A 13,511-nucleotide genomic window follows, 5' to 3' on the forward strand; every position below is an offset into this window, starting at 1 on the left:
GTGCGAATTCCACGGCGATGGGGTATGGTACGACCTCCAGCGGCAATTATTCCACGTCGATGGGGTATGGTACGACCGCCGAAGGAGAATATTCCACGTCGATGGGGTATGGTACGACCGCCAGCGGAGTGGCTTCCACGGCGATGGGGTATAATACGAACGCCAGCGGAGACGATTCCACGGCGATGGGCCAAAGTACGAACGCCAGCGGAGTGGCTTCCACGGCGATGGGGTGTGGTACGAACGCCAGCGGCGATTATTCCACGGCGATGGGGATTGAGACGATCGCCAATGGAGGCACGTCCATGGCAATGGGAGTTGGATCAAATGCTGTTGGGGAATCTTCCTTTGCCGGCGGCGGATATTATAATTTGACCGACGATACCAGTACAGCCGGCGGCAGTGCATACGGCAGAAGTTCATTCGCATTTGGAGAAGGAGCGGTTGCCGGTGTTGCAGGAGACGCAGATACCTACGCCGGAGTAATAGCGCTTGGCAACAACGCCAAAGCGGTACATGCAAACTCAGTAGCTTTAGGCAACAATGCCGAAACAAAAGATAAAGCGGACATATCAAGCGCGACAATAAACGGCACAACCTACACATTCGGTGGAGGAACAACAGCAGAAGGCGTAGTATCGGTAGGAAGCGGCGGACATCTGAAACAAATAGTCAACGTTGCCAACGGTGCTGTTACGGCAGACTCAACCGACGCGATAACCGGTGCACAGCTTTACGTTACCAACAGCAACCTGATAAAAAGCTTTGCGACAGGAACAAGCGGTAATATTACGGCAGAAAAAGTCAACGGTGAAGTACTTGAAGTGGCGCAGATGCAAGACAACGCGATATCAGGAGCAAGCCTTGACGGAAACACACTTAAATTTACGCTCAAAGACCGCTACACGGGAACAGAAACTCCGGACGCGGTGAACGTTGACCTGAGCGGACTTCGCACGCCTGTGGTACTTAACGGAAGTATGATAAAAAGCTTTGTTAACGGCAAAAACACATCGATTGACCTTATTCCGGACACGACAGAACCTGATAAAGTCAACGTAGTCATAAAAACCACAGACACAGCGTACTTTGACAAAATGACGGCAGGGGCGTCATTTGACGCGGCAAACAGAACAGACATACTGCCAGACGGAATATCAATAGTCAAAGACAGCATAGCAGACACGGCAAAACTTACGTCAGACACGCTCAGAGTGGGAGGAAAAGACTACATCACCCCGGCCGGCATTAACGCCAACAATCAGAAAATAACCAACACAGCGGACGGAAACATAGAGTCAGGCTCAAAAGACGCAATTAACGGCGGACAGCTGTATGATTACAGCAAAGTCAAAATTATCGGCAGCGAAGAAACTGTTTTGAGTGAAAACCTCAACAGCGGCGGCGGCATAGAAATAGCAGCCGGAGAAAACATTGAGTTTTCAACAAGCGGCAACAAACTGACAATCAACGCGACAGGCGGAAGCGGCGGATATGACGCGAAAGCGGTACACTACGACACCGATGAAGACGGCAACAGACTGAACAGCGTAACGCTGAAAGACACGGAGGATGGAACAGAAACGGCAGTAACGCTTCACAACGTAGCGGCTGGTACGCAAGACACAGACGCTGTTAACCTCAAACAAATGAAAGACGCGATAGGTTCCGGAGTAGGGTCACGCGGAGTGGCGTACGATGACGATACGAGAGAAACTATAACACTCGGCAACGGAACAGGAACGCCTGCGAAAATCACCAACCTTATGGCGGGAGAAGTATCGCCGACATCAACGGATGCAATCAACGGCGCGCAGCTTTACGCGAGAGACCTTGCGATAAACGCCAACACGCAGGAAATCCGCGAAGTCGGCGCAATATCGGCGGCACTTGCCGGACTGCACTTTGTAGAACCGTCAGGCGAAAACGGCGACAAACTTGTAGGAGCGGTGGCGTACGGTGGATACAGAGGCGCTAACGCGGAAGCGATAGGACTTGCCTACAAACCGAATCCGAATATGATGCTCTCAGCGTCAACGTCAATAAGCAACGGAAACGACAGCCAGAACGCGTACAACGTCGGTTTCAGCCTGAAATTCGGCAAGGGCGAAACGGCGGTAACGCGCGCGGCGCTTCAGAAACAGGTGAAATATCTGAACGGCGAAATTGAAACGCTGAAGAACGACAAGGCAGCACAGGGCGAACTTATCAAGCAGCTGCTTGAAAGGATTGAAAAACTGGAGAATAAATAATAGACAACAAGCAAAATAAACAACAAGCGGCTTGGGAAAAATAATCCCAAGCCGTTTTTAATTTCTGCCGCAGTTGATTTTTTTTACTGACAGCCGACGGCGCGAGCGAAGCGAGCAATGCGGTTCTAACTTCAAACGTCCGCTTTAGCGGACACTACAATTGTTTTTTATGGTAATTGTATTTTATAGTAATTGTTTTTTTGGGTCATTGCTCCTTATAGTCATTGGTTTTTAGGCGCCGGCGGCGCAAAGCGCCAATACCGCCGTTTATTTTATAATCCGTTCGGCAGTTTGCAGAATTTCGCGTGCCGCGTCCGGACGGGCTATTCTTTTTGCGTTTTTGGTCAGCGCCGCTAGTTTTTGAGGGTTGTTCAGTATCAGTTCCGCAGTTTCCGCGGCTTTTTCCGCGTTGTCAAGCTTTAAAGCCGCGCCTTCGCTGCATACACAGCGGAGGTTGCATTCCTCCTGTCCCGGAACGGGGTCCATGATCAGCAGAGGCAGTCCGCAGGCAAGTGTTTCCGCAAGCGTCAGACCTCCCGGCTTGATTATTCCGAGGTCTGCCGCGCGGTAAAATTCTTCTATGTTGTCCACATAGCCTTCAATCCGCACGTTTTCATCGGCTTTGTAGATTTTTTCAAGTTTTTTTCTCAGGCTTTTGTTGTTTCCGCAGATTACAACCGTCAGCCGGTCTTTGCGTTTTGCAAGAGACGCGGCGATTTTTTCTATGCTTCCGGCGCCTATTCCGCCGCCGCTTACAAGTATGACGCGCCTGTTTTTGTCAATGCCGAGTTTTTCCCGCGCGGTTTCTTTTGATGGCGCGGTTTCAAATTTTGCAGCAACGGGTATTCCGCTGTTGTACACGTTTTCTATGTTTTCTTTCGCGTACTGTCCGAGCGCCGTACGGCTCGGCACGAAGCTTGCCGCGTATATGTCCGACCTCTGGAATATGTGGGTTTCATAGTCGGTGTTGACGAAAAATACGGGTATGTCAGGATTTCTTTTTGCAAAATGCTCCGCTCCGAAGTAGTGGGTGAAGAAGACGGCTTCCGCGTTCATTTCGCGAACGCGGCGTTCGGCTTTTGAGATGTACATTTTGCAGAGAAGTTTGTGCGCCAAATCGCAGCAGAATTTTGTAACGCCGGGTTTGTCCGAGCCCCAGTACGATTTTCCCCAAAGCCACGGCCACCAGCGCACCGTCCATAGATAGTAGTTTGAAAGTCCTGCATGAAGCAGCTTGGGCACGCAGTCAAGAATATCGGCGCAGAGTGACTGTCCGTCAGGATTGTCAAGTTTGAACCGTTCGGCGAGGTTTTCAGCCGCCGTACGGTGTCCCGTGCCTTCCGAAGCGTAAAAAACTGCGATACTTTTCATGACAGCAAGATTATAGTACAAAAAAAGCGATAAATAGTATAATGTTCTCGAGAGAAAAGGGGAGAACGCATATGAAACAGGCAGTAGTGGAGATAGGGACGAATTCGGTCAAGTACACCGTTGCGGAGCTTTCGGACGGAGTCGTTTCCTTTGTGAAGGACGTCAATACCGTGACGCGGCTCGGCGAGGGGCTGAAGGACAGCGGGATGCTTTCCGCGGAAGCGATGGAGCGCACCGCCCGCGTTGTTGCGGATTACGTGGAGCAGGCTCACGAAGACGGCGCCGAGCAGATTGAGGTGGTCGGGACGATGGCTCTGCGTTCTGCCGGAAACAGCAGCAGATTTGAAGTAAGGGTGAAGGAACTTGCCCATATAGGACTGCGTATCATTTCCGGCGAGGAGGAAGCAAGGCTTTCTTTTGAGTCTGTTCTTTGCGAAGTGCCGAAATCTGTGCTGCGCGACCTGCTTGTTTTTGATCTCGGGGGCGGCAGCACGGAGTTTGTATATTCGTGTTTCGGCAAAATTACGAGGGCTTTCAGCGTAAATATCGGCTCCGTGGAGCTGACGGAAAAATTTCTGCCCGAAGCCCCCGCTCCTTTAAGCGCTGTTTCGCGTCTTAAAGCCGTTATAAGGGCAGAACTTGTCAAAAATGGTGTGAAAGGTCGTCCGGCGTGTCTTGTGGGGACAGGGGGCAATTTAACGACGCTTTTCATGCTTAAATCCGCAATGCCGGAATACGATGCGGAGAAGCTCAGCGGAATGACGATTTCAAAAACTGAGCTTGAAGCCCTGATAAAAGAGCTTGCGTGCAGAACGTTTGACGAGCGCAGGGCAATGCCGGGAATGAATCCGGCAAGAGCGGATATAGTGCTTGCCGGAGCCTGCGCGGCTTCAGCGATAATGGAAATAACCGAAAGCCGTTCGCTGACGCTCAGCCTGCGCGGTTTAAGACACGCGCTGCTTGCGGAGATGCTGTCGCGATGACGGGTAAACTTGCGGTCTATGAACAGGCTGCCTGCTGTATCACCGGAATTTGCGGAGCAAAGGCGAATCCCGAGCTGCTGCGTATGTCTTCCGTGTACGAAACGCTGAAAGCAAAGGGAATTGAAATGGAAATATACAATCTTTCGCGGAGTCCCAAAGCCTTTGCCGAGAACAAGCAGGTCATCGCGTATCTGAAAAAGCACGGAGAAAAGGCTCTGCCTGTCTGCACGCTGGACGGAGAAATAGCGGTTGAGGGGCGGTATCCGACTAACAGCGAGATTATTGAAGCGCTTGGACTTGAAAAAACGGCACTTGACGAACTGCTTCCGCCGGGGAGACTGCTTTGCGAGAGGTGAAATTAAGATGAAAATTAAAGCTTGTGTAAAATTTATGCTGCCTGTATTGCTTCTTGTCTTTTGCATCGCGCCCTGCCGCGCGGCGGTTATTGCCGTAAACGCGGGGCATCAGGCGAAGTCCGATTTGGAAAAAGAACCTATCGGGCCCGGCTCAACAATACTGAAATATAAGGTTTCCTGCGGCCCGCGCGGTGTCGCAAGCGGTATGCCCGAGCATGAGCTCAATCTGCTGAATGCCGTGCTGCTTGAAAAAGAGCTTGCGAAGCGCGGACATAAGGTTATTATGGTCAGACAAAGCAGCGACGTCAATATAAGCAACAGGGAACGTGCCGCGTTTGCGCTGGAAAACGGGGCGGAGCTGATAATAAACCTTCACGCGAACGCCCGTGGGGCAAGACAGCCGAAGGATACGCACGGCGCCATGACGCTTTGCAGAAGCGCGCGCAACAGCTTTAATCCCGCTCTGTACCCTAAGGAAAGAAAACTTGCCGAAGCGGTGCAGAAAGGGCTTTGCAAAGCAACGGGGGCGAAAAATCTCGGCATAGTGGAAACGGACGTTATGACAGGGATAAACTGGAGCAGCGTTCCGTCGGTGATAGTCGAGGTCGGCTATATGACGAACGAAACGGAGGATATGCTGCTTCAGGACGAAAAATACCGAGCCAAAGCCGCCTTTGGCATAGCGGAAGGAATAGAAAATTACCTGCGGAGCAGGTAATTTTTTTTGCCCTGACGCAGATTACATGTTGATTGAAGCATTAAAAAGATAATAAAATCGTTGATTTATGCTGACTATATTTTTGCGGAAAACTTTTGCGTCCTCTGCTATAATATTGGCAGCTCAAAACAAATACGGGGTGACAACGATGGATTTCTCAAAGGAATACAGGAAAAAACTGACGACTGCCTCTAAAGCGGCAGCCTGCATAAAATCAGGCATGTGGGTTGATTACGGCTGGACGACAGGAATTCCGTGCGCGGTTGACGCCGAGCTTGCGAAACGCCTTCCGAAGCTGCACAACGTTAATTTCCGCGGTGGTATTCTGCTTTGGGAACCTGAAATTTTCAAAATAGAAGATCCCGCAGCGCACATGACGTGGAATTCATGGCACATGACAGGCTTTGCAAGAAAAAGGATCCCCGATGGTTTTGTTTTTTATGCGCCGGTAAGATATTCCGAGCTTCCGCGGTATTACAGGGACAGCCTGCATTCGGACGTTGCTGTTTTTCAGGTTGCGCCTATGGACGGCAAGGGTTATTTCAATTTCGGTCCCAACGCTTCGCACATGGCGGCAGTCTGCGAAACGGCGGACAAAATTATTGTTGAGGTGAACAAAAATATGCCGCGCTGTCTCGGCGGTTTCGGAACCGAGATACATATATCGGACGTTGACATGATTGTTGAAGGGGACAATCCCGAAATCGGCATAATGCCCGCCGCTCCGGCGACGGACGTTGACAGAAAGGTCGCGGAGCTTATCGTTGCGGAGATTCCGGACGGGGCATGCCTGCAGCTTGGAATAGGCGGAATGCCGAACGCGGTCGGAAGCCTTATCGCCCGGTCTGACCTTAAGGAGCTCGGTGTTCATACCGAAATGTACGTTGACGCGTATCTTGAAATGGCAAAGGCGGGCAAGATTACAGGCACGCATAAGGCGCTGGATAAAGGCCGCCAGGTGTACACTTTTGCCGCGGGCAGCAGCGAACTGTACGAATATATAAACGAAAATCCGCAGTGCATGTGCGCTCCCGTTGATTACGTCAATGATATACGCACTATTGCGCAGCTCGACAACTTTATATCCATAAACAATACGGTAGATCTCGACCTTTTCGGACAGATCAGCGCCGAAAGCGCCGGAACGAGACACATCAGCGGAGCTGGCGGGCAGCTTGATTTTGTTCTCGGAGCGTATCTTTCAAAGGGCGGAAAAAGCTTTATATGCTGTTCTTCCTCATTCAAAATGAAAGACGGTACAACGAAATCACGCATTGTTCCTACGCTCAGCCAGGGCTCAATAGTAACGGATACGCGCGCCAATACAAACTACGTCGTTACCGAGTACGGCATTGTAAATCTTAAGGGAAAATCAACCTGGGAACGCGCGGAGGCTCTTGTTTCAATCGCGCATCCCGATTTCAGGGAAGAGCTGATTGCCGCTGCGGAGAAGCTGCATATCTGGAAGCGGAGCAATAAAAGATAGTGTGCAATTAAATTAGCGTTTTGACCAGACATACACGGCGATAACTGCGCAAAGAGTGCCTGCGGCGAGACCGCCTGCAAGAATCAGAGGCTGCGGAACTCCGGCGGCATAGTTGAACATCGCGCCGAGCGCCCAGCCGTAGAACAGTATTGTTGAGAGTGAAAGAAGCATCACAATAAGCCTTTTGTTCATGCGCTAATTGTACACCGCCGTCCGGAATTGTCAAAATTTTATGAAACAGCGCGGAGGTATCTTTGTGGCAGACAGCGAAGTTCTGAGAGCCGAAAAATTTGCGGCGCGGTATTTCGAAACGAAAGCGGTGCGCTTCAGCAGAGCGGAAGACGCACTGTTGGCCGTACTTTCCGCTTTGGATTTGCCTTGCGGCAGCGAGATAGTCGTTTCCGCAAATCTCTGTACGGATATTTCAGATTTTGCGCGAAGCAGAGGACTTAAGCTTGTATTCAGCGGCTTGTGCCCCTGCAGCTTTGCCCCATCGCAGGAAGATGTTGCTTCAAAGCTTACGGAGAGGACAAAGGCTGTTGTCGTTTCACACAGCTTTGGTAGACTGAGCAGTTTTGAGGAGCTTGCCGAGAAGCTGAAACAGAAGAATATCCCTCTCATAGAGGAATGTGCCGGCTGCACAGGTTCAGTATATTTTTCGGACGAAAAAATCCTGCGCCCCGGTGCGTCGGGAATCGGCTGTATCATTGAACCTGAATTTGCCCTTATATGCTGTCAGGATGAAGCGTTTGCCGAAAAACTTCCGTTGTCAGACAGTATTTCCGCGGCAAATTTCATGTGCCGGCAGCCTGATTTTGAAAGAGTGAACGGCAGACGCAGACTTGCCGTTTCCAAATACCGCCTGCTGATACATGAAAAAGCCCTGCTTCCGTTTGTGTCGTTTCCGCAGTTTGGCGGCGCATCGTTTGCTTCGGCTTCCGTCTGCCCGCTGTGCGTGAAGGACAGGGACGCGCTGAAAGAATATCTTGAATCGCAGTCAATCAGTTGCGGAACTCTGCCTTACGCTTTTGAAAATACAGGCTGTCCTGTTTTTGAAAAGCTGAAAAACGAACTGCTTCTGCTTCCCGCAGAAATGGAAATTTCCGAAGCGGAGCAGGAAGAAATTGTTTCGCGCATTAAGTATTTTTACCGAGACAAAAACCATAATCTGCAGTAAAATTATTTTGCTTGAAAAAATAAATTCGGAGGTGTCAGACTTGTTTTATTACGATCCTACAATGATTCTTCTTATTCCGGCACTGTTGTTTTCCTTATGGGCGCAGTTCAAGGTAAAATCCGCGTTTGCGGAATATTCAGGCGCTGCGTCTTCCCGCGGTGTAACTTCGGACGATGCGGCGAGGGCGATTCTTGACGCCAACGGTCTGCGGAATGTCAGAATAGAGCATATAGCAGGCGAGCTTACCGACCACTACGACCCTCGCGCAAAGGTTCTCCGTCTGTCGCAGAGTGTTGCGGGCAGCACAAGCATAGCGGCTATAGGGGTTGCGGCTCATGAATGCGGACACGCGGTTCAGGACGCTGTGGGTTATGCCCCGCTGAAAATAAGAAACAGCATAGTTCCGGTTGTCAATATCTGCTCAACGCTTTCAATGCCGCTGTTTTTCATAGGCTTTTTGTTCAATTATCTTGCGCTGATAGACCTCGGAATACTGTTTTTCTGCGGTGTGCTTGTTTTTCACGCGATTACGCTTCCTGTCGAGTTTGACGCAAGCGGCAGGGCTTTGAAGATTCTTTCCGGCAACGGTTTTTTGAACGGGGCTGAAATTTCAGGGGCAAAAAAGGTGCTGACAGCTGCTGCCCTTACCTACGTTTCGGCGATGGTTATGTCCGCGCTGCAGCTTCTCAGACTTATTTTGCTCAGAAATCAGCGGAGAGATTAAAAAAATTGCAAAAATAGTGTACAATTAACGGGAACGGCACGGCTGTTCCCGTTTTAGTCCGCGTACAGGAGGCAGAGGCAATGAGAGGCATAGAAGCTGCACTTCATGTCTGTATGGATGCAAGCTCGGGAACGTTTGCATCGGAAGCTTTAAGAAAACTTTATCCGGAAATAAATTCGGGCGACAGGGACGTCGCCGCGCTTCTTGTCTACTGCACTCTGAGAAGGCAGGGCTTGTGGAAGCATCTTATGCTCAAATATTGCCGGCGCAATGCAAGGGCGCTTTCGTTCAGAACGCAGACCGCTCTTATGATCGGTATCGCCGGACTTGTCGAGCTTAAACATTTTGCCGCGCCGGTTCTTATCAACGCGGTTTTGCAGGCAGTTAAGGCAAGCGGAAGAGACAGCGACGTACAGGACGTTAAGACTGTCCACGCTGTACTGCGTTCCGTTTCAGAGGAAGCTCCGGAATATCTTGAAACGCTGAAAAAAGCGGCTTCCGTGAGCGATCAGGCGCTTTACTGGGGCGTTCCGGGCTGGGCTGCGGCGCAATGGGCAAAAGAACGGCAGATTGCCGAAGCCAAAAAGCTTATAAAAGCCATGGGCATGAAAACCTATCTGTCGCTCAGGCTCAGAAGCGATGTTGACCGTGAAGTGTGGATAAAGGAATACGGAGAAAAATGCGGGAAGAAAGCATGGGCGTCGGATTTGCTTGCCAATTCCGTGCGTACCGCGTCAACGGATTATCCTCCGTCTCTCCCGGGCTACAGCGAAGGAAAAGTTTCGCCGCAGACAGAGTCGTCCATGTTTGTTGTCAATTTGCTTGCCGGACGTTACAAGGACGGCGCCATTCTTGACATGTGCAGCGGAAGGGGAGTTAAAACGCGCCAGCTGATTGATATGTTCCCGCTTGCGCAGATAGAGGCGTGGGACATTTCCCCCGCTAAAATACAGACCGCGAAGCTTGAACTGATGAAACTTCATGCAGGCAGCCGCGTTCAGCTGCGCATCGGAGACGCGCTTAAACTGAAGCCGAAAACAGCGCCATCGCTTGTACTGCTTGATGCCCCCTGTTCAGGTTCCGGAACGTGGGGAAGACATCCGGAGGGCAAATGGCGGATGAAGCCTGAAGATGTCGATGAGAGCGCAAAACTGCAGAAAATGCTGCTTGAGCGTGCCGCAGACATTGTGCAGCCAGGCGGAATTGTTGCGTACATGACCTGCTCAAGCTTCAGAAAAGAAAATGAAGAGGTAGTGGCGGACCTGTTGTCAAAGAGAAAAGATATTGTGGAGCTGCCTGTAAAAACAGAACATAAATTCATGCAGAAAGGCAGACCGTACGGTGTGGTAATAAATCCCGTCCAGCCTTGGACGGACGGATTTTACGCCGCGCTGCTTTTGAAACGCAGACAGGAGGGAAACAATGCGTAATTTTCGCCGCTGGATTATAATATTTGCGCTTCTGATGATTGCCGGCTGCGGCTTTGTTATGTTCCGTTCCATATTCGGAGGAAGCGGGGACAAGGTCATTGTCCCGCAACTTGACGGTATGCAGGCGGAAGAAGCCGTAAACGCTCTTCAAAGACTCGGATTGTCTGCAAACATTGAAGAAACCGGCTCGGACGAAAATGCCGGTACTGTTGTTTCTCAAAGCATCAAGGCAGGGAAAAAAGTTAAGACAGACAAAACTGTGCTGCTTAAAGTAAGCGGCGGAAGTATGCTCTGCGCCGTTCCCGATGTGCGTTTTATGGGAAAGGAAGAAGCAGTCCGCAAACTGGAGGACGCAGGTTTTAAAGCTGGCAGAATAATACAGGTCAGTGAACCGGACAAAAATGACGGTACGGTACTGGCGCAAAATCCTTCCGCAGGTCAGAAATACGCGGCAGGCGGCGGCATTGAACTGCTTGTAAGCACCGGCGGCGCGTCGGAAGACGGCTTTACGCAGGTGCCTGACTTAAGAGGCAGGACACCGGAAGAAGCAGCGGAACTTTTGACTAAAAGCGGACTGCAGCTTGGTGATACCATAAAAACCGTTTCTTCGTCAAAGGAAGGCACGGTTGTGGGAACAAGACCGAACATAGGAACAAGAGTTAAGACAGGGGATACTGTGTCTTTGCTGCTTGCCTCCGCTGAGGAGAACAAAACAGAACAGGCGGAAAACGGTACAGCATCGGGGAATGAAATTGTCAAGACGGTAAAGGTTACGGAAAAGGAGCAGCCAAAGAAAGAGGCGGAGAACAAGACAGAGCAGCAGAAAGCCGCCGCTGTCAAAGCCGGAAAACAGCCTGAGGCTGCAAAAAAGGCTGACAATGCTAAAGAGAAGAAAGCAGAAACAAAAACAGAGGTTTCCGCTGCACAGCTGAAACCCGAGAAGAGTGTGCAGCCTGTCGCAGCCAAAAACGCTACGGACAAAACCGGCACGGCGCAGCCGGCAGCAAAAACGGCAGACGTGCAGACGAAAAAAGAAGAAGTGAAGAAAGAAGAAGCGAAAAAGAAAGAAATTAAAGAAGAAGTCAAATCAGCAGCTGACGATACGGAGATTTCGGCGCCGTCCAAAACTGCGAAAGTGCGTTACGTGGTTCCGCCGCTGATCTCCCCGCTCAGTCTTAAAATTACGGTGCAGGACGCGGATGGCGTGCGCGTGCTAAAAGACGTTACGGCAAACGGAGGAGAAACATTCTCCGTGCCTGTGAAATACAAGAACGAAGCAACAGTATCCATTATGCTTGGCGGTGAAAAGGTATGGCAGGAGCGTTACAAGTAAAGCTAAAAGGCGGTGAAAAGCTGCTGGTCGCACCTTCGCTTCTTTCGGCTGATATCCTGAATCTTGAAAACAGCATAGCTGAACTTGACGGTGCGTATGACTGGCTGCATTTGGACGTTATGGACGGACATTTTGTACCGAATCTTTCTTACGGACCTTCTCTGCTGAAAGCGCTGCGCAAGAAATATCCTGACGCTTTTATCGACGTTCATATTATGGTTGAGCCTGCAGAAAGCTTTGTTCCGATGTTTCTTGCCGGCAGACCGTCGTTGCTTACGGTGCATGCCGAAGCAACTCCGCATCTGCATCGTGTGCTGCAGAGCATAAAAGCCGAGGGTGTTCTGGCGGGAATAGCAATAAATCCGGCGACACCGGCGGAATCGATTTTGCCTGTTCTGAATCTTGCGGACGTTGTACTTGTTATGTCTGTCAACCCAGGCTTCGGCGGTCAGAAATTTATTCCCGAAGTGCTGGAAAAGGTTTGCAGGCTTGCCGAACTGAGAAAAGAAAGAAACTATGATTATCTGATAGAGATGGATGGCGGACTTGGGCCGGAAAATGCGGCATTGGCTGCCGCTCACGGCTGCGACATAGCGGTTGCGGGAAATGCTGTGTTCGGCAGTCCGAATCCGGCAGAGACCGTGCGTAAAATGAGAACTGCGGGCGGAGAAAACAATGGATAGAGAGTACGCCTCTCCCGAACAGCTCGGGGAACAGCTTAAACAACTGAGAGAGAACCTTAACCTTGACCTTAACCAACTGTCGGAAAATACCAAAATAAACACTATATATCTTCAGGCTGTTGAAGACGGCAGACTTGATGTACTGCCGCCCGGATTTTATCGAAAAATCTTTGTCAGGGAATACTGCGAGGCAATCGGAGCCGACAGCCTGTTAAAGGCATACGAACAGTTTTTTGAAAACGCTGAAAACGAAGTTGTAAAAAAGGCTGACGATAATGTACGTCAAACAGAAGAAAAAAATTTTGTTCAAGACACGCAGTACAGACCGGAAAACAACAAACCTTTGGTGGTTGTGTCTTGCCTTGCCATCGTTGTGGCAATGTTGCTTGCGTTCAGCTTCAAAAACACGCTTTCAGGCGCCCAAACCAGCAATATAGCGCAGCTTAACGGAGGCACAGCCAAGGTGCTTGAACAGAAAAAACTGGATGAAGCAGAAGCTCAGCGCGAAGCGGAAGAAAAAATGAGAAAACAGGCAGAGAAACGCGCGGAAGCAGAAGAAGCCGTCTATATGGAAGAACAGTCGTCAACCGAACCCGAAACGGCTGAAACCTCCGATCCGGCGAAAGCGGATGACAGCACGCAAAACCCTGTGCCTGCAAAAAATGAACTGCTTGTAAAAGCGGCTGAAGGGAAAATAAAAATCAAGGTATCACAAGGAGAAAAAATAATCTACGATGGTGAAATAGCCGAAGCCCAAACTATGAGGTTTAAAATCGAAGGCAGCATTCCCGTTCGCGTTCGCTACGAAAACCCGAACAGAACAGAAGTTTATTTTGGAGAAGCTGCCTTTAAACCTCTGCATCCTTCCCGCGAAGGGCGTTCCAGATATTACTGGAGCGACGGAACGGTTACGTTCACAAAACAAAAAACTGCAAAGCAATAAAAAATCTTCAGAGCTAATCTGAAGATTTTTTATTGCTGCCTGTGGTTTAATAAGA

At 50.2% G+C, this 13,511-nt stretch carries 13 protein-coding genes; 11 read left to right on the forward strand and 2 right to left on the reverse strand.

Going from position 1 to position 13,511, the window contains the following annotated elements:
• A partial coding sequence (locus KBS54_05860) for a YadA-like family protein (GenBank protein MBQ0055649.1) occupies positions 1 to 2,252 on the forward strand: 2,252 nt, incomplete at its 5' end.
• Positions 2,253 to 2,519: 267 nt separating this feature from the next.
• On the opposite strand, the gene KBS54_05865 is transcribed toward KBS54_05860, so the two are convergent.
• On the reverse strand, positions 2,520 to 3,623 hold the full coding sequence (locus KBS54_05865; GenBank protein ID MBQ0055650.1) for a glycosyltransferase: 1,104 nt from the start codon (positions 3,621 to 3,623) through the stop codon (positions 2,520 to 2,522).
• A gap of 71 nt (positions 3,624 to 3,694) precedes the next feature.
• Here KBS54_05865 and KBS54_05870 point away from each other — a divergent pair, with 71 nt between their 5' ends.
• From KBS54_05870 to KBS54_05885, 4 genes are all read left to right on the forward strand, one after another.
• Positions 3,695 to 4,606: a Ppx/GppA family phosphatase gene (locus tag KBS54_05870; GenBank protein MBQ0055651.1), complete on the forward strand. Its 912-nt coding sequence runs from the start codon at positions 3,695 to 3,697 to the stop codon at positions 4,604 to 4,606.
• A complete protein-coding gene (gene arsD / locus KBS54_05875) occupies positions 4,603 to 4,962 on the forward strand; it encodes an arsenite efflux transporter metallochaperone ArsD (protein MBQ0055652.1) in 360 nt (119 codons plus the stop codon). The genes KBS54_05870 and arsD overlap by 4 nt, the downstream gene beginning before the upstream one ends.
• A gap of 7 nt (positions 4,963 to 4,969) precedes the next feature.
• Positions 4,970 to 5,680 carry an N-acetylmuramoyl-L-alanine amidase gene (locus KBS54_05880; GenBank protein MBQ0055653.1) on the forward strand — a complete coding sequence of 237 codons (711 nt, stop codon included), beginning with the start codon at positions 4,970 to 4,972 and terminating at the stop codon, positions 5,678 to 5,680.
• A 148-nt stretch (positions 5,681 to 5,828) separates the two neighbouring features.
• Entirely contained in the window at positions 5,829 to 7,166 is a 1,338-nt protein-coding gene (locus KBS54_05885; GenBank protein MBQ0055654.1) for a butyryl-CoA:acetate CoA-transferase, read from the forward strand.
• Positions 7,167 to 7,178: 12 nt separating this feature from the next.
• On the opposite strand, the gene KBS54_05890 is transcribed toward KBS54_05885, so the two are convergent.
• A complete protein-coding gene (locus KBS54_05890; GenBank protein ID MBQ0055655.1) occupies positions 7,179 to 7,358 on the reverse strand; it encodes a hypothetical protein in 180 nt (59 codons plus the stop codon).
• A 40-nt stretch (positions 7,359 to 7,398) separates the two neighbouring features.
• On the opposite strand from KBS54_05890, the gene KBS54_05895 reads away from it, so the two are divergent.
• The 6 genes from KBS54_05895 to KBS54_05920 all read left to right on the forward strand — a co-directional run bounded on the left by KBS54_05895 (position 7,399) and on the right by KBS54_05920 (position 13,456).
• Positions 7,399 to 8,343: a DegT/DnrJ/EryC1/StrS family aminotransferase gene (locus tag KBS54_05895; protein MBQ0055656.1), complete on the forward strand. Its 945-nt coding sequence runs from the start codon at positions 7,399 to 7,401 to the stop codon at positions 8,341 to 8,343.
• 61 nt (positions 8,344 to 8,404) lie between these two features.
• Positions 8,405 to 9,067, forward strand: coding sequence for a zinc metallopeptidase (locus tag KBS54_05900; protein ID MBQ0055657.1), 663 nt, complete (start codon positions 8,405 to 8,407; stop codon positions 9,065 to 9,067).
• A gap of 80 nt (positions 9,068 to 9,147) precedes the next feature.
• Positions 9,148 to 10,497: an RsmB/NOP family class I SAM-dependent RNA methyltransferase gene (locus KBS54_05905; protein MBQ0055658.1), complete on the forward strand. Its 1,350-nt coding sequence runs from the start codon at positions 9,148 to 9,150 to the stop codon at positions 10,495 to 10,497.
• Positions 10,490 to 11,830: a PASTA domain-containing protein gene (locus KBS54_05910; GenBank protein MBQ0055659.1), complete on the forward strand. Its 1,341-nt coding sequence runs from the start codon at positions 10,490 to 10,492 to the stop codon at positions 11,828 to 11,830. The genes KBS54_05905 and KBS54_05910 overlap by 8 nt, the downstream gene beginning before the upstream one ends.
• A complete protein-coding gene (rpe, locus tag KBS54_05915; protein ID MBQ0055660.1) occupies positions 11,809 to 12,513 on the forward strand; it encodes a ribulose-phosphate 3-epimerase in 705 nt (234 codons plus the stop codon). The genes KBS54_05910 and rpe overlap by 22 nt, the downstream gene beginning before the upstream one ends.
• Positions 12,506 to 13,456, forward strand: a complete 951-nt coding sequence (locus tag KBS54_05920) for a helix-turn-helix domain-containing protein (GenBank protein ID MBQ0055661.1) — start codon at positions 12,506 to 12,508, stop codon at positions 13,454 to 13,456. Before rpe ends, KBS54_05920 begins: the two co-directional genes overlap by 8 nt.
• The last annotated feature ends 55 nt before the right edge of the window (positions 13,457 to 13,511 follow it).

Source organism: Candidatus Equadaptatus faecalis (assembly GCA_018065065.1).
GTDB classification, from domain to species: Bacteria; Synergistota; Synergistia; order Synergistales; family Synergistaceae; genus Equadaptatus; species Equadaptatus faecalis.